The 20077-nt window shown below is 59.0% G+C and carries 19 protein-coding genes and 7 pseudogenes; 20 read left to right on the plus strand and 6 right to left on the minus strand.

The genetic code is table 11. From position 1 onward, the window contains the following. The first annotated feature begins 217 nt into the window (after positions 1 to 217). From B3361_RS00570 to B3361_RS00605, 8 genes and pseudogenes are all read left to right on the plus strand, one after another. The gene (locus tag B3361_RS00570) at positions 218 to 733 is read left to right on the plus strand and encodes a sigma-70 family RNA polymerase sigma factor (protein WP_154211947.1); all 516 of its coding nucleotides are present in this window, start codon (positions 218 to 220) and stop codon (positions 731 to 733) included. Beyond that, entirely contained in the window at positions 730 to 1653 is a 924-nt protein-coding gene (locus B3361_RS00575) for a FecR domain-containing protein (RefSeq protein ID WP_054906102.1), read from the plus strand. The genes B3361_RS00570 and B3361_RS00575 overlap by 4 nt, the downstream gene beginning before the upstream one ends. A 108-nt stretch (positions 1654 to 1761) precedes the next feature. Next, positions 1762 to 4185: a TonB-dependent siderophore receptor gene (locus B3361_RS00580; protein WP_054906101.1), complete on the plus strand. Its 2424-nt coding sequence runs from the start codon at positions 1762 to 1764 to the stop codon at positions 4183 to 4185. A 53-nt stretch (positions 4186 to 4238) separates the two neighbouring features. Next, positions 4239 to 4617: pseudogene (locus B3361_RS00585) on the plus strand (MFS transporter); the annotation flags it as partial. Between the two features lie 6 nt (positions 4618 to 4623). Then, a pseudogene (locus B3361_RS00590) lies at positions 4624 to 4965 on the plus strand (SDR family oxidoreductase); the annotation flags it as partial. Between the two features lie 26 nt (positions 4966 to 4991). Continuing rightward, positions 4992 to 5690 (plus strand): annotated as a pseudogene (locus tag B3361_RS00595) (GTP-binding protein); the annotation flags it as partial. Continuing rightward, positions 5687 to 6031, plus strand: coding sequence for a hypothetical protein (locus B3361_RS00600; RefSeq protein WP_054906098.1), 345 nt, complete (start codon positions 5687 to 5689; stop codon positions 6029 to 6031). The pseudogene B3361_RS00595 and the gene B3361_RS00600, both read left to right, overlap by 4 nt. Before the next feature lie 119 nt (positions 6032 to 6150). Further along, a complete protein-coding gene (locus tag B3361_RS00605; RefSeq protein WP_054906097.1) occupies positions 6151 to 6642 on the plus strand; it encodes a DUF1543 domain-containing protein in 492 nt (163 codons plus the stop codon). Between the two features lie 123 nt (positions 6643 to 6765). Here the strand turns inward: B3361_RS00605 and B3361_RS00610 are convergent, their stop codons facing one another. Together B3361_RS00610 and B3361_RS00615 are read right to left on the minus strand one after the other, a co-directional pair. Continuing rightward, positions 6766 to 9120, minus strand: a complete 2355-nt coding sequence (locus B3361_RS00610; protein WP_054906096.1) for an FdhF/YdeP family oxidoreductase — start codon at positions 9118 to 9120, stop codon at positions 6766 to 6768. A 128-nt stretch (positions 9121 to 9248) separates the two neighbouring features. Further along, positions 9249 to 10373, minus strand: a complete 1125-nt coding sequence (locus B3361_RS00615; protein ID WP_054906095.1) for a mechanosensitive ion channel family protein — start codon at positions 10371 to 10373, stop codon at positions 9249 to 9251. A gap of 209 nt (positions 10374 to 10582) precedes the next feature. Here B3361_RS00615 and B3361_RS00620 point away from each other — a divergent pair, with 209 nt between their 5' ends. The 5 genes from B3361_RS00620 (at position 10583) to B3361_RS00640 (ending at position 13976) form a co-directional block, all read left to right on the plus strand. Then, positions 10583 to 11296, plus strand: coding sequence for a DUF72 domain-containing protein (locus tag B3361_RS00620; protein WP_054906094.1), 714 nt, complete (start codon positions 10583 to 10585; stop codon positions 11294 to 11296). A 96-nt stretch (positions 11297 to 11392) separates the two neighbouring features. Beyond that, on the plus strand, positions 11393 to 11806 hold the full coding sequence (locus B3361_RS00625) for a thiol-disulfide oxidoreductase DCC family protein (RefSeq protein WP_286920037.1): 414 nt from the start codon (positions 11393 to 11395) through the stop codon (positions 11804 to 11806). Next, complete coding sequence (gene folE, locus B3361_RS00630) at positions 11791 to 12351, plus strand: GTP cyclohydrolase I FolE (RefSeq protein ID WP_054906092.1); 561 nt, start codon at positions 11791 to 11793, stop codon at positions 12349 to 12351. The genes B3361_RS00625 and folE overlap by 16 nt, the downstream gene beginning before the upstream one ends. 34 nt (positions 12352 to 12385) lie before the next feature. Continuing rightward, positions 12386 to 12844: a DUF3429 domain-containing protein gene (locus B3361_RS00635; RefSeq protein WP_054906091.1), complete on the plus strand. Its 459-nt coding sequence runs from the start codon at positions 12386 to 12388 to the stop codon at positions 12842 to 12844. 151 nt (positions 12845 to 12995) lie between these two features. Further along, complete coding sequence (locus B3361_RS00640) at positions 12996 to 13976, plus strand: TerC family protein (protein WP_054906090.1); 981 nt, start codon at positions 12996 to 12998, stop codon at positions 13974 to 13976. On the opposite strand, the gene B3361_RS00645 is transcribed toward B3361_RS00640, so the two are convergent. Then, on the minus strand, positions 13973 to 14683 hold the full coding sequence (locus B3361_RS00645; RefSeq protein WP_235768907.1) for a LysR substrate-binding domain-containing protein: 711 nt from the start codon (positions 14681 to 14683) through the stop codon (positions 13973 to 13975). The two genes, B3361_RS00640 and B3361_RS00645, sit on opposite strands and share 4 nt — an antisense overlap. Before the next feature lie 6 nt (positions 14684 to 14689). Between B3361_RS00645 and B3361_RS23920 the strand changes: the two are divergent. Further along, positions 14690 to 15057, plus strand: a pseudogene (locus tag B3361_RS23920) (universal stress protein); the annotation flags it as partial. A gap of 87 nt (positions 15058 to 15144) precedes the next feature. After that, positions 15145 to 15462: pseudogene (locus B3361_RS00655) on the plus strand (methyl-accepting chemotaxis protein); the annotation flags it as partial. A 409-nt stretch (positions 15463 to 15871) separates the two neighbouring features. Here B3361_RS00655 and B3361_RS00660 read toward each other — a convergent pair. Then, positions 15872 to 16488: pseudogene (locus B3361_RS00660) on the minus strand (transketolase family protein); the annotation flags it as partial. Positions 16489 to 16668: 180 nt separating this feature from the next. Here B3361_RS00660 and B3361_RS00665 point away from each other — a divergent pair. The 3 genes and pseudogenes from B3361_RS00665 to B3361_RS00675 form a co-directional block, all read left to right on the plus strand. Next, a complete protein-coding gene (locus tag B3361_RS00665; protein WP_144188380.1) occupies positions 16669 to 16944 on the plus strand; it encodes a metal/formaldehyde-sensitive transcriptional repressor in 276 nt (91 codons plus the stop codon). A gap of 20 nt (positions 16945 to 16964) precedes the next feature. Continuing rightward, positions 16965 to 17903 (plus strand): CDF family Co(II)/Ni(II) efflux transporter DmeF, encoded by a 939-nt coding sequence (dmeF, locus tag B3361_RS00670; RefSeq protein ID WP_247722137.1) that lies wholly within the window; start codon positions 16965 to 16967, stop codon positions 17901 to 17903. Positions 17904 to 18049: 146 nt separating this feature from the next. Continuing rightward, positions 18050 to 18148 (plus strand): annotated as a pseudogene (locus B3361_RS00675) (transposase domain-containing protein); the annotation flags it as partial. A 37-nt stretch (positions 18149 to 18185) separates the two neighbouring features. Here the strand turns inward: B3361_RS00675 and B3361_RS00680 are convergent. After that, positions 18186 to 18575 carry a tautomerase family protein gene (locus B3361_RS00680; RefSeq protein ID WP_182337295.1) on the minus strand — a complete coding sequence of 130 codons (390 nt, stop codon included), beginning with the start codon at positions 18573 to 18575 and terminating at the stop codon, positions 18186 to 18188. A 102-nt stretch (positions 18576 to 18677) separates the two neighbouring features. Between B3361_RS00680 and B3361_RS00685 the strand changes: the two genes are divergently transcribed. Both B3361_RS00685 and B3361_RS00690 read left to right on the plus strand, forming a co-directional pair. Next, complete coding sequence (locus B3361_RS00685) at positions 18678 to 18971, plus strand: LysR family transcriptional regulator (protein WP_247722136.1); 294 nt, start codon at positions 18678 to 18680, stop codon at positions 18969 to 18971. Continuing rightward, positions 18962 to 19519: a LysR substrate-binding domain-containing protein gene (locus tag B3361_RS00690; protein WP_247722135.1), complete on the plus strand. Its 558-nt coding sequence runs from the start codon at positions 18962 to 18964 to the stop codon at positions 19517 to 19519. The genes B3361_RS00685 and B3361_RS00690 overlap by 10 nt, the downstream gene beginning before the upstream one ends. Before the next feature lie 368 nt (positions 19520 to 19887). Here the strand turns inward: B3361_RS00690 and B3361_RS00695 are convergent. Beyond that, the coding region (locus B3361_RS00695) for a response regulator transcription factor (protein ID WP_286920036.1) at positions 19888 to 20077 on the minus strand (190 nt) is incomplete at its 5' end.

Raw genomic sequence — 20077 nt, forward strand, 5'->3', positions numbered from 1 at the left:
AGCCCTGATGCGCCCCCTGTGGGAGCTGGCTTGCCGGCGATGGGCTGCGCAGCAGCCCCATTGGGTGTGTTACATCACACTCAAGTGAACGTCCCGCTAGCGAAGGTTCTCTGCTGCCTGGCGTTTGTGCCGATTTTCCAGGGTCAGCTTCCCAGCGAGATACAAGCCCATTACAATCGCGATGAATTCCTATTCTCGTTTTCGCGTGGGTAACAAGATGTCCGGATCGGTCACGGAAACGACGCACCATCAACACCTGCACAGACTGTATCGGGATCACAATACGTGGCTACGCGGCTGGTTGCGCGAACGTTTGAGTAATTCGGCGGATGCTGCCGATCTCGCCCAGGACACGTTCGTACGGGTAATGGTCGCGCGCACCGCCCATTCGCTGCAGCAACCGCGTCATTACCTGGCGACCATCGCGCGCGGGTTGGTCATCGACCTGTATCGCCGCCGCAGCCTGGAGCAGGCGTACCTGCAAGCATTGGCGTCCAGGCCGGACGCTCATGCGCCCTGTGCCGAAACCCGGGCAATCATTCTGGAAAGCCTGCTGGCCATAGACCGCATGCTCGACGGCCTGGGGCTGCGTACACGGCAAATATTCCTTGCTGTGCAACTGGATGGGCTGACGTATGAGAAGACCGCCGAGCGTTTCAATGTGTCGGTCAGCACCGTGCGCAAGCACCTGGCCAAGGGCCTGATGCACTGCCTGTTGATGGATGGCGAATGAACCAGGTACTGGCCCAGGCGGTTGAATGGCATGTTCGTCTCAATGACAGCAGCGCCACCCAGGCCACCCGCGCGCAATGGCAGGCCTGGCTGGATGCCGACCCCGTGCATGCACAAGCCTGGCAGCGTGTAGAGCGGTTGCAACAACGTTTGAGCCTGGCACCCGCTGGCGTGGTCTCCACCACCATCGAGCAGGCACGCCAGCATAGAAGGGCGGTACTCAAACAGCTGGCCGTGCTGCTTGGGGTCGGTGCAACCGGCTGGGCAGGCTACCGGGCTTCGCCCTTTGCAGCCGACTACAGCACGGGCGTCGGCCAACGGCAGCGGCTGACGCTGGCCGATGGCAGTGTACTGGTGCTGGATACCGCCACGCGGGTGGATGTGCTGTTCGATGCCCAGCAACGGCTGATCGTGTTGCGCCAAGGTGCCATTCTGGTCGATACCGCAAAAGATGCTCGCGCCCTGAGCGTGCAGACTGCGCAGGGGCGTGTCGAGGCGCTCGGTACCCGATTCACGGTGCGTCAGGACGATGGCACTACGCGGGTTGCCGTGCAAGCGTATGCCGTGCGGGTCAGGCCGCAACTGGGCCTCGGCCAGGCACTGCGCGCTGAAGCGGGGCAGGCCGTGAGCTTCAGCGCAACCACCATAGGGCCCCTGCAGCCAGCGCCAGAACAGGGCTCTGCGTGGGCGCGCGGCATGCTGGTTGTCGTGGACTGGCGCCTGGATGCGGTACTGGCCGAGCTCTCCCGCTATCGCCACGGTGTGCTGAGCTGCTCGCCTGATATCGCCGGCCTGCGGCTCTCCGGCACTTTTCTGCTCGACGATACCGAGGGCGCGCTGGCCAACCTGGAGGCCTCACTGCCGGTTCGGGTCCGCCGCCTGACCCGTTACTGGGTAAGGCTGGAGCGCCAGGCGGCATGACGGTGAATTTTTCTGCATAGAGGGGTAACAGATTTTCATTCCTGTTTCGGCTCTACCTGCATGTGCGCATCAGACGCACCCATTGCCAACGCTGACAGGAAACTTTTCATGCAAGTACGCCCCCTCTTTTCTGGCCTTTGCGGCCAACCCACAGCACGGGCTCTGTGCTTTGCTGGCGCCGTACTGGCGGTAACGCCTGCCTGGGCCAAGCCGATCGACTATGACATCCCCGCAGGCACGTTGGCCGCCACCTTGAGTCAGCTCGCTGCCGCCAGCGGCGTAATGATCACCTTCAGCTCGGAACAAACAGCGGGCTTGAGCTCGCCAGGGCTGCACGGTAGCTACGAGGTGGAGCAAGGTTTCGTCCACGTGCTTCAGGGCAGCGGGTTGCGCATTGTGCAGGCTGGCGAAAAACGGTTCGTACTCGCCAGCATGGAAGCCGGCGGGGCCCTGCAGCTGGGCGCTACCACCATCGATGCAGCAGGCCTGGGCGCCATCACGGAAGGGACCGGCGCCTACACCACGGGTGCCACCAACGCCGCCACCAAGCTTGCCTTGTCATTGCGCGAAACCCCGCAAACGGTCAGCGTGATGACACGCCAGCGCATGGAAGACCAGCAACTCACCACACTGAGCGATGTGCTGAAACAGACGCCAGGCCTTTCCGTGCAGAACATCGACAGTGAACGCGTGAACATCTATTCGCGTGGGTATGCCCTGGACAGTTACCAGTTCGATGGCATCCCGACCACCTTGATCGTGCAAACCAGCGCAAGCCCGCAGAGCCTGATCGATACCTCGGTCTATGACCGGGTCGAAGTCGTCAGGGGCGCCACCGGTTTGATGACCGGTGCCGGCGACCCCTCTGGCAGTGTCAACCTGGTCCGCAAGCGGCCAACCGCCGGGTTCCAGGGCTCGGTCAGTGCCGGCGCAGGCTCGTGGGACACGTATCGCACCGAGGTGGATGTGTCTGGCCCACTGACCACCGATGCGCGCTTGCGCGGCCGCGCCGTCATGGCTTACCAGCAGGGCAACAGCTTCATTGACCACTACCAGCAGGAGAAACAAACGTATTACAGCATTCTGGAAGCTGACCTCACCGACAGTACGCTGCTGACAGTCGGTTTCGACTACCAGAAGAATGACCCGCGTGGCGTATCCTTCGCCAGCTTCCCGTTGTTCTACAGCGACGGCGGGCAGACTGACTTCCCACGCTCCATCAACGCCGGGGCACGCTGGAGCTATCGCCAGCAGAACACGCTCAATACCTTCGCGACCCTTGAGCACGGCCTGGCCAACGACTGGAAACTGAAGCTGGCCGTGAACAACATGTACAGCACCCGGGACTATTCGCTGGCTTCGCTCAGTGGTGGGGCACCTGACCGTGAAACAGGTGAGGGCGCCTACCTTTACGGGGGAGATGGCTATGGCTCCCAGCGGCAATTGGGTCTGGACGCCATGGCCCAGGGGCCGTTCCAGTTCCTGGGCCGCGAGCATGAACTGGTATTGGGCCTGAGTGCTTCGCAGTTTAACGACTACAGCGACCCGGACGATGACGACCTGGAGATGCGCCCGGCCAATATCCATACCTGGGACAACGACACCGAGCGGCCGACTTCGGTCGGTAAACTGATGAATGACGACACCACGATTCGCCAGGATGCGGCGTACATGGTGGCACGCTTCAAGCCGGCGGACGATCTGTCGCTGATTGTCGGTGCCCGTGTCGGTGACTACAGCTACAAGAAGAAAGCCATCTACAACCCGCCTTACACGCGTTCGTCCAGCACTGCCGAAAGCCGTGAAAGCGGCTTCATAACGCCTTATGCCGGGGTGGTGTATGACCTCAATGACATTCATTCGGTGTACGCCAGCTACACGACGATCTACAAGCCCCAAGCCCTACGAGAGCAAAACGGCAGGAACCTGGAGCCGAGGGAAGGGGACAACTACGAAGTTGGCCTGAAAAGCGAGTTCTTCGACGGCCGCGTCAACACGGCCATTGCCCTTTATGGAATAAAACAGGACAACCTGGGGGTTCCCACGGGCGAAACCGTGGAAGGCACGGTGCGCGAGTCGGCCTACCGCGCGGTGGCCGGCGCGAAAACGCGCGGTATCGACATGGAAATCTTTGGCGAAGTGCTCCCGGACTGGAATGTCAGCGCAAGCTACAGCCATAGCGTTACCAAGGATGCCGACCATGAGCGCATCAGAACCGAAGCACCGGCTAACTTGATAAAGCTCTGGACGACCTACCGTCTTCAAGGGGACCTGAACCCATTGACCATCGGCGGGGGCCTGAACTGGCAAAGTGGCATGAGCCTGACGACGAGCCAGGGCAAGGCGACGCAGGAACAGTATGCCGTGTTCAACGTGATGGCGCGTTATGACATCACCCGGCAGCTGAGCGCTTCTGTCAACGTCAACAACGTGTTCGACAAGCAGTATTTCAGCGCCCTGGACCCGACCTTCTTCACCGGCTACTACGGTGAGCCACGCAATGTCATGTTCAGCACCCGGTACGCTTTTTAACGCGGGGAGGGTGCAGGCCCGCCGACGCCTCAGGCCAGCCTTTGCAGATAGCCCGGCGCGTCAGGTTCTTGAGCCTGGCGATCCTGCTGAACTGGTCGGCTATCCAGGTGTTCAGCGTGCTGGGCACGTCGGTGATCGTGAGTGTTCACAAGCTGTCGTTCGAGAACTCCTTGTGGATCCTGGTGTTGTCCAACCTGGTGGGCTTCATCGGCTACCTGGTTCACGGTTGGCTGGGTGACCGAATTGGCCGGCGCCATTGTGCATGCCATGGGGCCGATCGGCGCCATCGTCGCCGGGCTGGGGATTACCAGCGTGTTGTCCACTGGCGGTGAATGGCACAGCGCGGCGCTCGGGTTCGGCGCGCTGCCTTGCTTCCTGTCGGGCTTGATCATGCTTGCCGCCCGGCATGTCGAACCTCTTTCAGTCAAATAACCAGGAGTTGCCGGGGAAGGCGGCGCACTGGTGGCCATTTCGTCGATTGCCGGTGGCGTGTATGGCTGGCAGGACCACGCGCATTACGCAGCGGCCAAGGCTGGGGTGCCCGGGCTGTGCCGCTCCCTGGCGGTGGAATTTGCCCCCAGGGGCATCCGTTTTGAAACCCCGCTGGTGAAGGGGATCAGCCAGGCGTGGAAGGTTGCCAAGGCCAAGGAGCTGCCGTTGGGCCGCTTCGGCAAGGCTGAAGAAGTGGCACGGATCGCCGTGCTGTTGGCGAGCGAGCCTGGCGGCAACCTGTTCGTCGGGCAAACCCTTAACCCCAATTCCGGCGATGTAATGCCTTGAGGTGAGCCATGTGTGGGCAGCCGCACCACGGCGGCGCCCAGGTGTGTGCACTGGAGTACGACATACCGCTGGACTGGCTCGCCTTCGGGGTTTGGTTGTCGATGCTGCTAAGATGCCACGGAGACCGAATTCTGCGGGTCGAAGGGATCTTGAATGTGATCGATGCTGAACAACCTATCGTCATTCACGGCGTACAGCACTGCCTGCATCCGCCTGTGCATCTTCGCCAGTGGCCAGGGCAGGCGCGGCGCTCGCGCCTGGTGCACATCGACAGTGTCTGGTCGCCTGCCTTGATGCAGCTGCACCGCGAAGGCATTCAGTACCGCCAGGCCGTGCCCAGGGAGAGTTATCGTGGCTGGTTAGGTGGCCTGTCGTTGTCCCGTGCCGTTGAGGGTGGGGTGAAAGATGCGGCCTATGCCTACCTGAACTGGTGGTTGGCAGGTTGGCCAGGCCCGATGATGGCCCGGCAAGGGTCCTACATTTCCAATCCACTGCGCGCGCGCGATCACCTGTCGGCGGCTGAGTGGGATTACTGGTACGAGGGCAAGCCAGCCCGCGAGCAGTTGCTGGGCAGTGATGGCGAACCGCTGATCGAGCCTGGGCAGCTACGCGAAGGGGGCGCCTACGCCGAGCGTGTGGGCCGTATCAGGGTCTGGAACTCGGTGATGGATGAGCATAATTACCTGGTGCGCAAGTGGGCTGATTTTTTGCGGGCGGGTAGATGAGCCGGTCGCAGACCGGCGCCAAATACCCACGCACGCCGGACGGGCGCTATTTCGTCGTCAACGGCCAGCTCTGGCGCTGCAGCAACCCTGCGCTTGCAGACGAAGCGCGCCAGCACCTGGTGGGCGCGTTGATGGAGGCGCGGCGGGCCGTGAAGCAGGCAAAAGCCTGCGACGATGCAGCCGCTTTGAAGCGGGCCAGGGCAGCGGTCAATGATGCCAAGGTTGCATTAGGCGAGCGTGGGCCGGTGTGGTGGGATGACGGTAGCCCTGATTACAACCGCTACAAGGCTACCAACACCCCTTATGCTGCCTGGTACAACCGGCTGGTGGCGCAGCCGTGAAGGCCTTTCACCGTGCGGCTAGGGCCGCGAACGTTGCCAGCGTTCAGCGCCGAACCGATCTGATATGGAGCCTGGCGCCTGCCGGCGCTCGGTGAACTTTTACCAAGGTGGACGACTAGATGCTTTTCGTGGTGCTGCTTGGGGGCAAACACCCCCAGGCAAAGATTGAGGTTCACGACATTGTGTTTGCGGCCGCGGATACGCTGGAGCAGGCATACCCGCAACTACGGGACGGTTGGTTTGGCAGCCCCAAAGGCGTGCACATCGATGCCTGGATGGCGGTCGATGGGGTAGACGACTGGCGCATCGAGCTCAGCCCGCTGGCGCCTTCTGCTGAATCCCTGCGGCTCTATTTCATCAACCTGGGCGGGTACGACGCCCAGGCTTTTGGCGAGGCGCACGAGTATCTGCTGGTGGTCGCGAAGGACAAACGAGAGGCCATGGCGAAGGGCAAGAAACAGGCCATGGCGCATTGGTCGCAAGCTCACAATGATGCAGTGCTGGATGTCGACGACTGCCTGCCCATTGACCAGGTGGGCGGGCGTTTCGTGCACCTTGTCGAGGGGCCGCATGCCGGGTTACGCCGACGGAATCAATACATTGTCCTTTGATAACGGTCGCGGCAGTCAGCTTGCTGGTAGAGGCATGGTCAAGCTCGTTGTAAGCAGCAGCGGGTCACGGATGACCATCGTTTCAGCCAGCCCCCTCGCTACTGGGGGCCGGTTTCAAGCGTGCTACACGACCTGATCTGTTGCGGGTACGGCGTGTGCCAGATCTGCAGCATCGGGCCGAGCATGCAGGAGCACGACAGGCACCGATTTCGCGGCGGGCACTTTGCTTCGCTTGGCATAGTGCCACAAGGGCACGAGCGCATTGGCCTCGGGGTAGTAAGCGGCGGCGCAGCCCACCGGTATGTCATAGGCGATAATCTGAAAAGGGCCTGCCTCGCGGCGAACTGTCGGTTCCACAGCTGTACGCAAGCGAACCCAGCCCCCCGGCACGAAGCCCAGGCGGACGATATCGTTGCGGTTGAGGAACACCACTTTGCGCGTGCCCTTTACGCCCCTGAAGCGATCGTCGTAACCGTATACGGTGGTGTTGAACTGGTCATTGCTGCGCAACGTCATCAGTTGCAGGACATCACGGCCGGCTTCGCCCGTCAGCACGTCGTCGTCTTCATCCAGCGTGCCTGGGGTAATGAACTGCGCCTTCCCTGAAGGCGTGGCCCATTGCCGCTGTGACACGCCCAGCGGGCGATGGAACCCGCCGGGCTCCCACATCCGCGTCTCGAAGTCATGGAAAATACTTGGATAAACCTTGCTGATGGCTTCACGAACCAGGGCATAGTCGTGCTTCCAGTGTGCCCAGGGAATGGCGACCGTGTCGCCCAGCGTCGCCAGGGCCAACTCTGCGATGATCGCCAACTCCGAGCGTAGCTGCTCTCCTGCGGGTTCGGCGTGGCCGCGCCAGGCGCGGATGCAGCCGGTGCTGTCTTCAGTGGTGTAGGTTTGTTCGACGCCAAGCTGCCGGTCGATCTCGATCCTGCCCAGGCAGGGCAGCAGCCAGGTGCTTTCACCAGGGACCAGGTGGGTGCGATTGAGCTTGGTTGCGATCTGTACACTGAGGCTGAGCTGGGCCCAGGCGGGTTCCACCCGGCTGGTATCGGGCACGGCCCGCAGAAAGTTACCGCCAAGCCCGATGAACCCCTTCACACTGCCATTGAGAACGCCCTCGCAGGTGTCGACCGTCGCCAGGCCCTTGTGCTCCGGAATCTTGAAGCCGAACAGCGACTCGATCTTCTCCCCGGGTACTTTCGCAGGGTCCTCGGTGATGCCTACCGTGCGTTGGCCCTGTACGTTCGAGTGCCCTCTGACCGGGCAGATACCAGCCCCTGGTTTACCGATATTCCCGCGCAGCAATAGCAGATTCACCAGCATCTGCACGTTGGCCACCCCGTGCCGATGCTGGGTCATGCCCATGCCATAGACGATCATCACTTTCTCGCTGCGCGCGTAAACGGTGGCCGTGGCCTCCATCGCGCTTCGGCTCAGGCCGGACCGTCGCTCCAGTTCAGCCCATGTGTATTGCCGCACCCGCTCCATGAAATGGCCCAGGCCGTCCGTATGTTGTGCGAGAAAATCGTGATCGAGCACCGGCGGCTCGCCATTGCTTTTGGACCTTTCCTCCATTTCCAGAAGCGCCTTGGCCACCCCCATGACGGCAGCGGTGTCACCGCCGATGGCCACTTGGTGGTATTGAGTGCTGATGACTGTGGATTGCGGACCGAGCATTTCAGTGGGGGACTGGGGGTTTACAAAACGCTCCAGACCACGTTCCCGGATCGGGTTGAAGGTGATGATCGGGACGTTGCGCTTGCGCACCTCCTGAAGCGGGTGAAGCATGCGCGGGCTGTTGCTGCCTACGTTTTGCCCGAAGAATAGAATGCAGTCGGTATGCTCGAAATCGGCCAGTGAGACCGTGCCAACCGGGACCCCGATGCTTTCCTGCAGGCCAACCGAGGTACTTTCGTGGCACATGTTGGAACTGTCGGGAAGATTGTTCGTGCCATAGGCACGAGCGAACAACTGGTAGATGAACGATGTTTCCAGCGATGCGCGCCCTGATGCATAAAAAACGACTTCGTCGGGGCTGAGCGCGCGCAACTGCGCGCCGATGGCTTCATAGGCTTGCTCCCAGGTCACGACCTGGTAGCGATCAGTGTGCTTGTCGTAACGCATTGGGTGGGTTAACCGGCCATGCTGCTCCAGGTCAAAGTCCGACCAGCCGCGCAACTCGGTCAAGGAGTGGGCCCTGAAAAAATCGGGCGAGGTGCGTCGTGACGTCAATTCCCATGCCGTGGCCTTGGCACCATTCTCGCAAAATTCCAGGGCATGAGGGTCGCCTGGCTTGGCCCAGGCACAGCTCACGCAGGCGAAACCCTTGGGCTTGTTCAGCTTGAGCAGGGCGGTTGTGCCTTTGATCAGTGCCTGCTCGCGCCAAAGGACATTCAGCACGGAGTGGGCCGACCCCCAGCCGCCCGCTGCAGAGGTATAGGGCCGAAAATGTGATGTGCCGTGGATCATCTTCATGTCGACCTCGCCTTGCCATTTAGTGTGTCTAAACGCTACGAGTACTGAGGAGCCTCTAAGTTCGAAGCGATTCGAGGGGCTGCTGGGAACCCTGCGCTCGCAACGGGGGGGCGGATGGGGAGGGGCGCTCACGCGCCCTTGATGCTCAGGCCCTCGCGCCCTGGCACCGACAAGTTGGCTTGTTGCGGCAATGCGGTGACCTTGATCGCCCGCACCGGTACCGCGAATTTGGCGCCCACTTTGGAAAAGCGCTCAAGCAGGTGGAAGTTAATCGCCTGCTGGATGTCCATGTACAGGTTGTAGCCCGGGTCCTGGACGATGTATACGCACTCGAACTCCAACGCTTCCTTGCCAAAACCACGCAAATGAGCACGGTCGAAGCGCACCTGCGATTGCGCCTTGATAGCCTCCTCAACGATGCCAGGGGCTTTTTTCACGGCCTCCGTGGGCGAGTCGTAGGACAGGCCAAACTCGAACACAATGCGGCGTTCCTGCAGGCGTTTGTAGTTCTGGATCGTGCTGCTGATCATGCTGGCGTTGGCCATGACGATCTGCTCGCCACCCAGGCTGCGGATGCGTGTGGTTTTCAAGCCCACATGTTCAACGGTGCCCGCCAACGGGCCAATGACGATGAAGTCGCCTACCTCGAAGGGTTTGTCCACGGCGATTGACAGGGAGGCGAACAGGTCGCCGAGGATATTCTGCACGGCCAGCGCCACGGCGATGCCGCCGACGCCAAGGCTGGCGACGAACGCGGTGATGTTGACGCCCAGGTTGGACAGCATCGCCAGTACCACCACCGACCACAGCAGCACCCGCGCCCCCCACGCCGACAGGGTGGCCAGTGCGCTGGCCTGGGTAAGACTGTCGGTGCGTTGACCGGCGAAGTAGCGATCCAGCCCCAGGCCGATGGCGCGGTTGGCCCACAGCCCGATTTGCAGGGCGGCGACCACGAACCACAGGCTGCTGACCCGCGTCAGCCAGCGTTCGGGCAGGTCGAGCATGCTCAGGCCTACCAGCAAGGACGCGAGCAGTAGCAGGAAGTTGCTGGTGCCGGCCATCACCTTGGCCAGCACATGGCTGAGCACGCCGTCGTGTTCGGCCCAGCGCCGGATGCGGTGCAGCAGGAAGCTGATGGCTGCGCGGGCGACCAGGAAGGTCGCGATGGCCACCACCAGGGCCAGCAGCCAATTGAGTATGGAAATGCCGAACAAGGTAGTCTCGGTGAACAGGGCTATCAGGCGGTCATTCATGAGCAGTGGGTCTCCTGGGTGACTGGATTGATATGACGGTCTTTTCATGGGATGCCCTGACGGCGCCATAGGTCGATCGGATTTCAAAAACCGCACGGCGGCATGCTCAGTGATAGGTATGGGCCCCAGCGCGCCGAGGGTAGCGGCGATGGAACAACAAGTGCACCTGGCGACTCCATTACAGCAACGGCGAGCCATGGAGTGCCATGATGATCCACGTGGGATGCGCGGGCTGGAGCTTGCCGCGCCAGTACGCCGCGGCGTTCTTGCAGCCGGGTAGCCACCTGCAGCGCTATGCCGCGCGGCTGGGTGCCGTCGAGATCAACAGCTCGTTCTACCGGCCGCACCTGCCGGCGACCTATGCCCGGTGGGCTTGCGCTGTACCGGCGGATTTCCGATTTGCGGTGAAGCTACCCAAGCACATCACCCACGAGTTGCAACTGGAATGCTTTGAAGCAGCGCTTGATGCGTTTCTTGGGCAATGCCAACACCTGGGTGACCGCCTTGGCTGCCTGCTCGTACAATTACCGCCATCGCTGGCCCATGATGATGGCCGCGACCGGCGTTTCTTTGAACGCTTGCGCCAGCGCCATGCCGGGCCGGTGGCAGTCGAACCCAGGCACGCCAGTTGGCAAGCGGCGCAGTCGATGCTGGTCGACTTGCATATCGCTCAAGTGGCGGCGAGCCCTTCGCGTTTTGGCACCGACGCACAACCCGCGGGCTGGCCAGGCTTGGTCTACTGGCGCCTGCACGGCGAACCGCGGATCTACCGCAGCGAGTATTCCCAACAATACCTGCTACAGCTGGCTGAACGGCTGCGGCGCAGCCACGCTGCCGGCGCGGCAACATGGTGCGTCTTCGACAACACGGCTTCGGGTGCTGCGCTGGGAAATGCGCTGGTGCTCGAAGGGTGTCTGAGTTAGGGCATTCTGCGGTCGTCGCAAATCATCTTGCCTATTGCGTATTTTTTGGCTTCAGCTAACTTGTACAAAAACCTGTACATGAATGAGGTCTTGTACATGTATTGCGAGTGGCCTCTGACGCTTTATTTTGACGGGGCCTGCCCATTGTGTGCCAGGGAGGACGCATTTCTGCGCAGGCGTTGCACGGCAGCAAAGCTCATCCTGGTCGATATCGACAGCGATGAGTTCGATCCCATACCGCTGGGCCTGACGATTGAGGAACTACGGTCCTGTTTGCACGCAAGGTTCGCGAATGGGCAGTGGGTCACCGGCTTGGACGCGACCCTGTGGGCCTGGCGTGCTGCTGGTTTGGGTCTTTGGGCAGCACCCTTGGCGTGGCGCCCGTTGCGTCCAGTGCTTTCGGTTCTTTACAAATTGTTCTGTCGCTTGAGGCCAAGTCTGGCCTGGTTACCCCATCCCGATGGCGGGCAACGTTGCAAAGGTGAGGCCTCCAAATGTCACATTCGCTAGCCGAGCACTACCGTGAAATCCTTGTTGGCGTGGGTGAAAACCCGCAGCGCGAAGGGCTTCTGGATACGCCTCAGCGTGCTGCCAAAGCGATGCAATACCTATGCAATGGCTATACCCAGAGCTTGAGTGAAATCGTCAACGGGGCGCTGTTCGAAAGCCAGAACGACGAGATGGTTATCGTTCGCGACATTGAACTGTACTCGTTATGCGAGCACCACATGTTGCCGTTTATTGGGAAGGCACATGTCGCGTACCTGCCAACAGGGCGAGTACTAGGGCTTTCCAAAGTAGCGCGCTTGGTGGACATGTTTGCCCGCCGTTTGCAGATTCAGGAAAACCTGACCAGGCAGATTGCCTGTGCCATGCAGGAAGTGACCGATGCGGCAGGGGTTGGGGTGGTTATCGAAGCCAAGCACATGTGCATGATGATGCGTGGTGTAGAAAAGCAGAACTCGGTGATGATTTCCTCGGTCATGCTAGGCGAGTTCAGAGACTCCCCGACCACGCGGCATGAATTCCTCACGCTGATTGGCCGACACAGCTGAAATTTGGTTTTGAGCCGTGGAGGAGGGCGCACCCATGGGTTCAGTGTTCGATACGTTATCTCCGAGCCGCTTTACGCTCCTGGGCTACGGTGGCTTGCTTCCATTTCTGGGTCTGGCACTGCTGGTTTGTTTTGGCGGTGAGTATCGAGATAACCTGGCTGAAGCGTTGGTTGGCTATGGGGCCGTGATACTGAGTTTTGTCGGGGCCCTGCATTGGGGGTTCGCGATGACGTTGCCGGCCTTGCCTGCTATTGAGCGACAACAGCGGCTTGTGTGGAGTGTCATGCCAGCCCTGATCGGCTGGGTTGCCATGTTGTTACCGGTGTCATGGGGCTGTTGGGTACTGGCTTCAGGATTTACCGTGCACCTTTGGCAAGACCGTAAACTGGCCAACTTCATGCCAGGCTGGTATATGCCTATGCGGGTACGTTTGACGGTTGTGGCGAGCTTGTGTCTGGTATTGAGTGCCATTGTCGTAGCGTTCGGAAACTGAAGTCACAGAAGAAACAAATAGCAAAATTTTCGCCCTTGCAACATTTTTGCACTGGATAAATTCTGATGGTGTGACGCCGGGCCCCTCTGACGGTAAGTAGCCGCCATGTCGGAGTCATAGTTGTTAAACTACGACTATATAGGAGGGGCTCATGTCTGCCCTTAATGCGTATCTCTCCCAAGACGTGCTTGGCACTGATCTCTGGCTGTGGCTTTCATTTTTCGCTGTCGTGTTGACGCTGCTGGCGCTTGACCTAGGGGTTCTCCATCGTGGGAATCGAGAAATCGGTGTCAAGGAAAGCCTGCTCCTGTCGGCTGGCTACATCAGCATGGGCCTGCTATTTGCTGTCTGGGTCTATTTCCAGAAAGGCAGCGACGCAAGCATGGACTATGTGACTGGCTTTCTGATCGAGAAGTCGTTGTCCATGGACAACGTGTTCGTTATTGCCCTCATTTTCAGTTTTCTTGCCATTCCCAGAGAATTCCAGCACAGAGTGCTGTTCTGGGGGATCATGGGGGTCATTGTATTGAGGGCCATCATGATAGGCCTGGGCGCCGCGCTGATTACGCAGTTCAGTTGGATTCTTTACATCTTCGGCGCCTTCCTGGTATTCACGGGTGTGAAAATGCTGTTCGCTCGCGTGGATCATGAGCCCGATCTGGAAAACAATCGCTTCGTCAAGTACCTACGCAGTCATCTACGTGTGACTGACGAGTTGCACGGTCAGCACTTCCTGGTTCGTATCCCTGATGCCTCCGGCAGGCGGGTATTATGGGTGACGCCGCTATTTCTCGCGTTGATTCTGATTGAGTGCGCCGACTTGGTGTTCGCTGTTGACAGTGTGCCAGCGATCTTTGCCATCACGCAGGACCCCTTCATTGTCTATACGTCGAACATTTTCGCGATACTCGGTTTGCGCGCACTGTATTTTGCATTGGCTGCGATGATAAGCCGCTTCGCCTATCTCAAATACGCCTTGGCGCTGGTACTGGTTTTCATAGGCGCGAAAATATTCCTGCACGACATTGTTGGCAAGGTGCCTGCCGAAATTTCTTTAAGCGTTACAATTGGCCTACTTATTGGCGGCGTGTTGCTGTCACTCTGGAAAACCAGAACGCCGGTCAAGGTTTAAAGGCTTGCATCGCGCTCGGCAGGGCGGGTGAGGTGGGCTGGTCGACGCTGCTTGCTGCCATGATCCTGTTCGTTCAGATATTCAGCGACCTCGTGTTTCAGCCAACTCGAGAACACTTGCTGCTTTGTTTCCGAACGCTCACGGTTGGGCAATACCAGCCAATAGGGGTAGGGATAGGGCGCGATCACGGGGGAGAGTTGCACCAACTCCCCTCGTTGAATGGCGTCGTGCACAAGGCTGCGGCGCTCCAGGGCGATCCCCTGGCCCAAACGTACGGCTTGGAGTACCAAGTTGGAGTCGTTGCTGCACAGGCCGATGCGCGGCACTTCCCTATCCAGCCCAGCGGCTCGACACCAAGGTTGCCAAGATTCCATGTTGAAAATTATGTTGCTGCCGATGATCTCTTCAGGGGTCTGAGGATGCACCCCACCGTTGAAGTGCGGGGCGGCAACCACCAGCGTCTCGTCATGAAAGAGCAAGTGCTGCTCCACCCCATCCCAGTCGCCCTTGCCCATGCGGATCCCGACGTCGACAGATTCCCGCGCCAGGTTAGATAGCGCGAGACTGGGCTGCAGCCGGACGCTGATATGCGGCTGTAATTGCTGGAAACGTGGCAAGCGGGGCAACAACCAGCTGAAACCGAACGAAGGGAGAACGGCGACCACCAGTTCCGTTGACTCACGGACGAACAGGGTGACGCCGATCATGTGTGGGCGCTGCAGTGCGACGCGTCGTTGCACCTGTTGTCGGCCTACAACCTGGCCGGCGTGTTTGCCGCGGACACCAATGTTACCCAAGCTTGGCTGGAAGAGATGCGTGGAGCGCAGCAGGAACCCTTCGACGCCTTGGCCGACGCTGAGGGCGTTGCGCCGGAGTGCAGGCATTTCATGGAAGGCGGCCCGGTGCAGGTCATCCGTGAACAGGTGGTTGCGCTGGGTATCGATGCGCTGGTGATGGGGGTCGTGCAGCCCAAAGGGGGCTGGACAAGCTGTTGGGCGATACCACCGAGCAGATTGTCAGCCACCCACCCTGCAGCGTGCTCGCGGTGCACCCCGATGTCGCCGAGCAGTGGGAGCCTTGAACCATGCAGCTCACCTTTCTTGGCGGCACGGGGACCGTGACCGGTAGCAAATTCCTGCTGACCCACGACAACTCACGGGTACTTATGCAGACCAACCTTCTTGCCTTGAAAGCGGCGATTGAAGCAGCACGTGCCGGAGAACAGGGGCGGGGCTTCGCTGTAGTTGCTGATGAAGTCCGAAAACTCGCAGGCCATACGAGCTTAGCGACCGGAGAGATTATGCACGTTGTTCAGCAAAACCAGGCGCTCGCTACTAAAGCCGTCGCCGAGATGTTCAGCAGTCGGGCGAAAGCCGAGGAAGGCCTGGTACTGGCCAATCAGGCGGGTACTGTTATCCTCGAGATCCAACAGGGGGCAAAGCAAGTCGTGGAGGCTATCGGGCGCTTCGCTAATGAAGTGAAATAGCCTCACCTTTTAAAATGGATCGCATGAGAGGAGTGGCCTCCATGCACGCCGTAATCGGTGCGCTCATGGCTTGTAACTATCTGAATAGCTGCAAATCCATTACACGTTGAACGGTAGCTATGGAATAAAGCCGCAGCCAGGGTGATCGTGCGCTGACAGCGCCTCGTTCGTTGGGGGCACAGCCATGTTCTGAAGGGATCAATACGGGAGGGCTGAGCCTAATGCCATTCCATTAAGTAATTTGGGGCCGCTTTGCGACCCTTCGCGGGCACGCCCGCTCCCACAGGAGGTCGCGCAGTTCTTGAGTTCAGCACCAAACATGTGGGAGCGGGCGTGCCCGCGAAGGGCTGCAAAGCAGCCCCAGTAACGCTTAACGGACAGGCATTAGGGCTGAGCCCCCTTTGCGTCGTCACATCCAGCTTTTAACCTGAGCGCAAACCGCCTCTGTAGAGATACCGTATCGATCATGCAACGTTGGCAATGCGCCGGCATCCAGGAAAGCATCCGGCAGGGCAATTTGACGGAAGGTGGGTGTCACTCCGTTGCGCAGCAGCAAACCTGCGACCGCTTCGCCAAGACCGCCGATAATCGAGTGGTTCTCGGCGGTTACCACCAAACGCCCGGATTTCGGGCCTCGCTGAGAATGGTGTGTTCATCCAAGGGCTTGATCGTAGCGTCTTGGCCTTGCCTATCTCGAACATATAGCCGTACTCGTCCAGCAGCAGCGGCACGTTGCCACGCAGCAGGCTGCATGTACACCGGTCCTTGGTTTTCCGCAATCGCGGGCACCGCTTGTTCGATTTCCAGGGCATCGCAGGGATCGACAATCATCAGGTTTGGCATGGCGCGGAAGATCGCCAGGTCGTCGGTCGCTTGGTGGCTTGGCCCATAACCGGTGATAAGGCCTGGCAACCCGCAGACGATTTTCACGTTGAGGTTTTCTTCGGCGATCGCCATGCAGATGAAGTCATAAGCCATCCGCTTTTGGTGGGGGGCAGCTTTGTGTCGGTAGTAGCCAGTCGCGAATGACTGTCGCAAGGGGGTAGTCATCGGCGAGAAGGGCTCTTCAAACCCCTCGATTTACACTCGAAAATGAAGTCACTACACCCCCAAGGACGTGTAGGTAAGCCTTCCAACCGCTAACCCTTGCATACGTATAGGGGGTATACCTATCATACAGGGCGTATAGGTAGGGCGGGGTATCCCATGAGTCACATTGCAGCGAACAAAGACGATCTGCTCAAACGTGTGAAACGTATCGCCGGACAAATCCAAGCCGTTGAGCGGGCATTGGAGTCGGACCTCGATTGCGCGAAAACACTGCACCTTGTCGCCGCTACTCGTGGAGCTATCAATGGCTTGATGGATGAAATCATCGAAGACCACGCGCGGGAGCATGTCGCGAATCCTGCTCTCAGCGAAGAAGAGCGTAACAAAGGCGTTCAGGAGCTTCTTGAAGCGATTCGCCGTTACTCCAAGTGAACGCATCCAGGATCAGGCTAATGTCTAGCACGAACATAAATTACGCTCACGATCATGTGTTCCTTGGCTCGGCACATGACGAAAATGCCAAACGTACGCTCTGGGTTGTGGCGCTGACCGTTGTGATGATGGTTGGTGAGATCACTGCTGGCTATATCACGGGCTCGATGGCGTTACTGGCTGATGGCTTTCACATGGCAACTCATGCCGGCGCATTGGGCATCACAGCGGCAGCTTATGTATACGCAAAACGCCACGCATCCAGCCAGCGCTACAGTTTCGGTACCGGTAAGGTTGGAGATTTGGGCGGATTCGCCTCGGCGCTGATTCTCGGAATGGTCTCAGTGGGAATGGGCGTTGAGTCTGTCATGCGCCTCACGCAGCCAACAGAAGTTCAGTTCGGCCCCGCGACGCTCATCGCGATTGCCGGTTTGATCGTCAACATTGTCAGTGCCCTGCTGCTAGGTCACGGGCATAGTCATGGGCACGATCACGATCACGATCACGATCACGATCACAGCCATGCCCACGCCCACCACGGTAACGACAACAACCTGAAATCGGCCTACGTCCACGTCATTGCCGACGCGCTGACTTCCGTTCTGGCTATTGCTGCATTGCTTGCCGGCCAGTATCTCGGATGGGTGTGGCTGGACCCGGTCATGGGGATTGTCGGCGCCATTGTTATTGCGCGCTGGGCATGGACCTTGATGGGGGCCTCCGCAGCAGTACTGCTGGATAAGACAGATGAACACGTCGCCTTGGAGATCCGCGAGCTGGTTGAGAGACAGGGGGATGTCACTATCACGGACTTGCATGTCTGGCGAGTTGGACCACAAGCCCATGCAGCTATCGTAAGCGTCCTTGGGGATGCAACTGCGAACGCTGACACCATTCGCGAACGGCTCAAACCAGTTCACGAAATCAACCATCTGACGGTTGAATACCGGCCGATCTGATTTAATTCCTGTTGAAGTGGCTGGATCCACAGGTTAAATGGCTTGCTCTGAATAGCTGCTATTTACCCATAGCGGCCATTCGCAACCGTCCGCATACCACTTTCAGCAACGTTGCGAGCTATCAAATAGGTGTTTGGTAACGCCGTAATCCGTATGCGTATCTGAAGGGTGTTCTCACGCGCCTGCCATCACAGCGGGCGAGTGAGATCGGGCAATTGCTGCCGCATCAGTGGGTGCCGGCCTAGCTTACGCAAGGTAAGCTGGGCGGAGGATTATCTTTTTTCATCCCCATAGTTTCTCCGCTTGCGGCACGCCGCCATAGCCATAGGCCGTAGCACGCACGTCTATGATGTGGACGTTCGAATGAGGGTGCACATTCCCAATGCGCTCTGAGAGCAAATCATACGACTCTCGCTGATAGCGCCGTTTTTGCGCCACTGTGGTCGTCTCGTCGGTAATCGTGATCTCCAGGCGAAAGCTATTTTGCCCCAAGCTCTCAAGCGATTTACTGTCGATAAACCACAAACTAGGATCAACGAACCCAACGATCACCATCGTTTGTGATGGCTGCTTGTCCAGAACGCGTGCAGTCAGTTCAGTCAACTCGTGGCTGAGTCGGGACGCTAAGGCAGCATCAGGCGCACCAGGTAGGGTTAGGGTGATACCAGGCATTTCAGTAATCCTCGTCAGTGATGTACTAGTAACTTAGCCTTTGAACATCATCCTAAAAAGCGGGAAAATCAGTGTTCATCTTCCTGTTTATCCGGAACTTGCATGTACCACTTCGATCTCACCCAGCTCTACGTCTACGTAGCAGTCTGTAACGCAGGCAGTATCTCTGCTGCCGCTCCGGCTCTGTTTCGCTCAACCTCCGCCATCAGTGAACAACTGCGGAAGCTGGAAGATGCTATCGGAGTCGAGTTGCTCATTAGAAGCAAGCAAGGTGTTCACCCCACCCCTGCGGGTGAGCGACTTTTGCGCCACGCCAAGCAGATCCTCACCCTGGGGGAGCGGGCGCTGTCTGATGTTCGAGGCGAACAATTCGAGGTGAGATACGCTTGGCGATAACCGATTACTTCCGCCCTGACGACATTGCCGGACTGCTGAAAAAGTTACGTGAATGGCATCCACGGCTTCGACTTCATGTGGTGATGAAAAAGAGTCTGGAAATTGACCATGCAAGTGACTACCTGGACATTGGCTTGGCAATGCGTTTCAACGAGCGCGTGTTCACATCCAGCACCTTTGAGGTGAGGCGGGAACCACTGCAATGGGTAGCCGCTTCTGGCTGGGTTCCTGAGCCTGGGCAGCCGCTACCACTGCTCGCAATCAGCGGATGCGGATTGTCAGAATACAGTTGCCAAGTGTTGGAACGCGACCATGTCGGATATGAGATCGTTTACTCGACCTCAGGGGTGGCGGGGTTGCAATCGGCATTGAAGGCAGGGCTTGGCATTGCGTGCCTAAACGCGAGTGCCATACCGCTTGGTGTCGAGCCCTACAGGGCTGGCCTACCTGAATTGGCGCAAGCCAGGTTCCTGCTACTTCCTCCGCGTAAGGGGGAGTCTGTGCTAGTGGAAAATGTGCGGCAATTGTTGCTGGGTTATCTTGCATAGGGTTGGAGATAAGACAGTCGGGCGCTCTGGTAGCTACGCACGGTCTTGGCCGTAGCGCCTGCCGCGATGAATGCCTCAACCGCGGCGCGGGTGCTGTCGGCCAACTCCTGTTAGCACCAGCGGCTGGAGGAGGGCATCTATACCGGCTCGGTCAATTTCACATCGCTCAACGCTGCAATAGGTTCGGATGACCTGTGGCTTATCAGGCCTAATATAACGAAGAGGTCGGCATGACGATATCCATGATCGTGAAGGGCCGTTATCGACCCATTGCAGCCGCTCACGAATGGGAACGATCGCCCGGCATCGGATGATTGTTTGACACGGCCTAGGTTCACCCGCTGCACCTTTGGAGTGCTAGCTCACACTCAAACGCTTTCCACCTGGGCATTGTGGAAAAGCGAAAACAGTTCTTGCGGCGATTTTATATTCAGCTTCGCGTAGACATGCCGGCGGTGGACCTTGACGGTCTCTGCCGAGATACTCAGCTTGCCGGCCACTTCCTTGTTCGAGCAGCCGCTGAGGATCAGGCGGATCACATCTGAACTAGATCGGAAC

Origin of the sequence: Pseudomonas sp. UBA6699, from assembly GCF_002454615.1 — a bacterium.
Classification (GTDB): Bacteria; Pseudomonadota; Gammaproteobacteria; order Pseudomonadales; family Pseudomonadaceae; genus Aquipseudomonas; species Aquipseudomonas juntendi.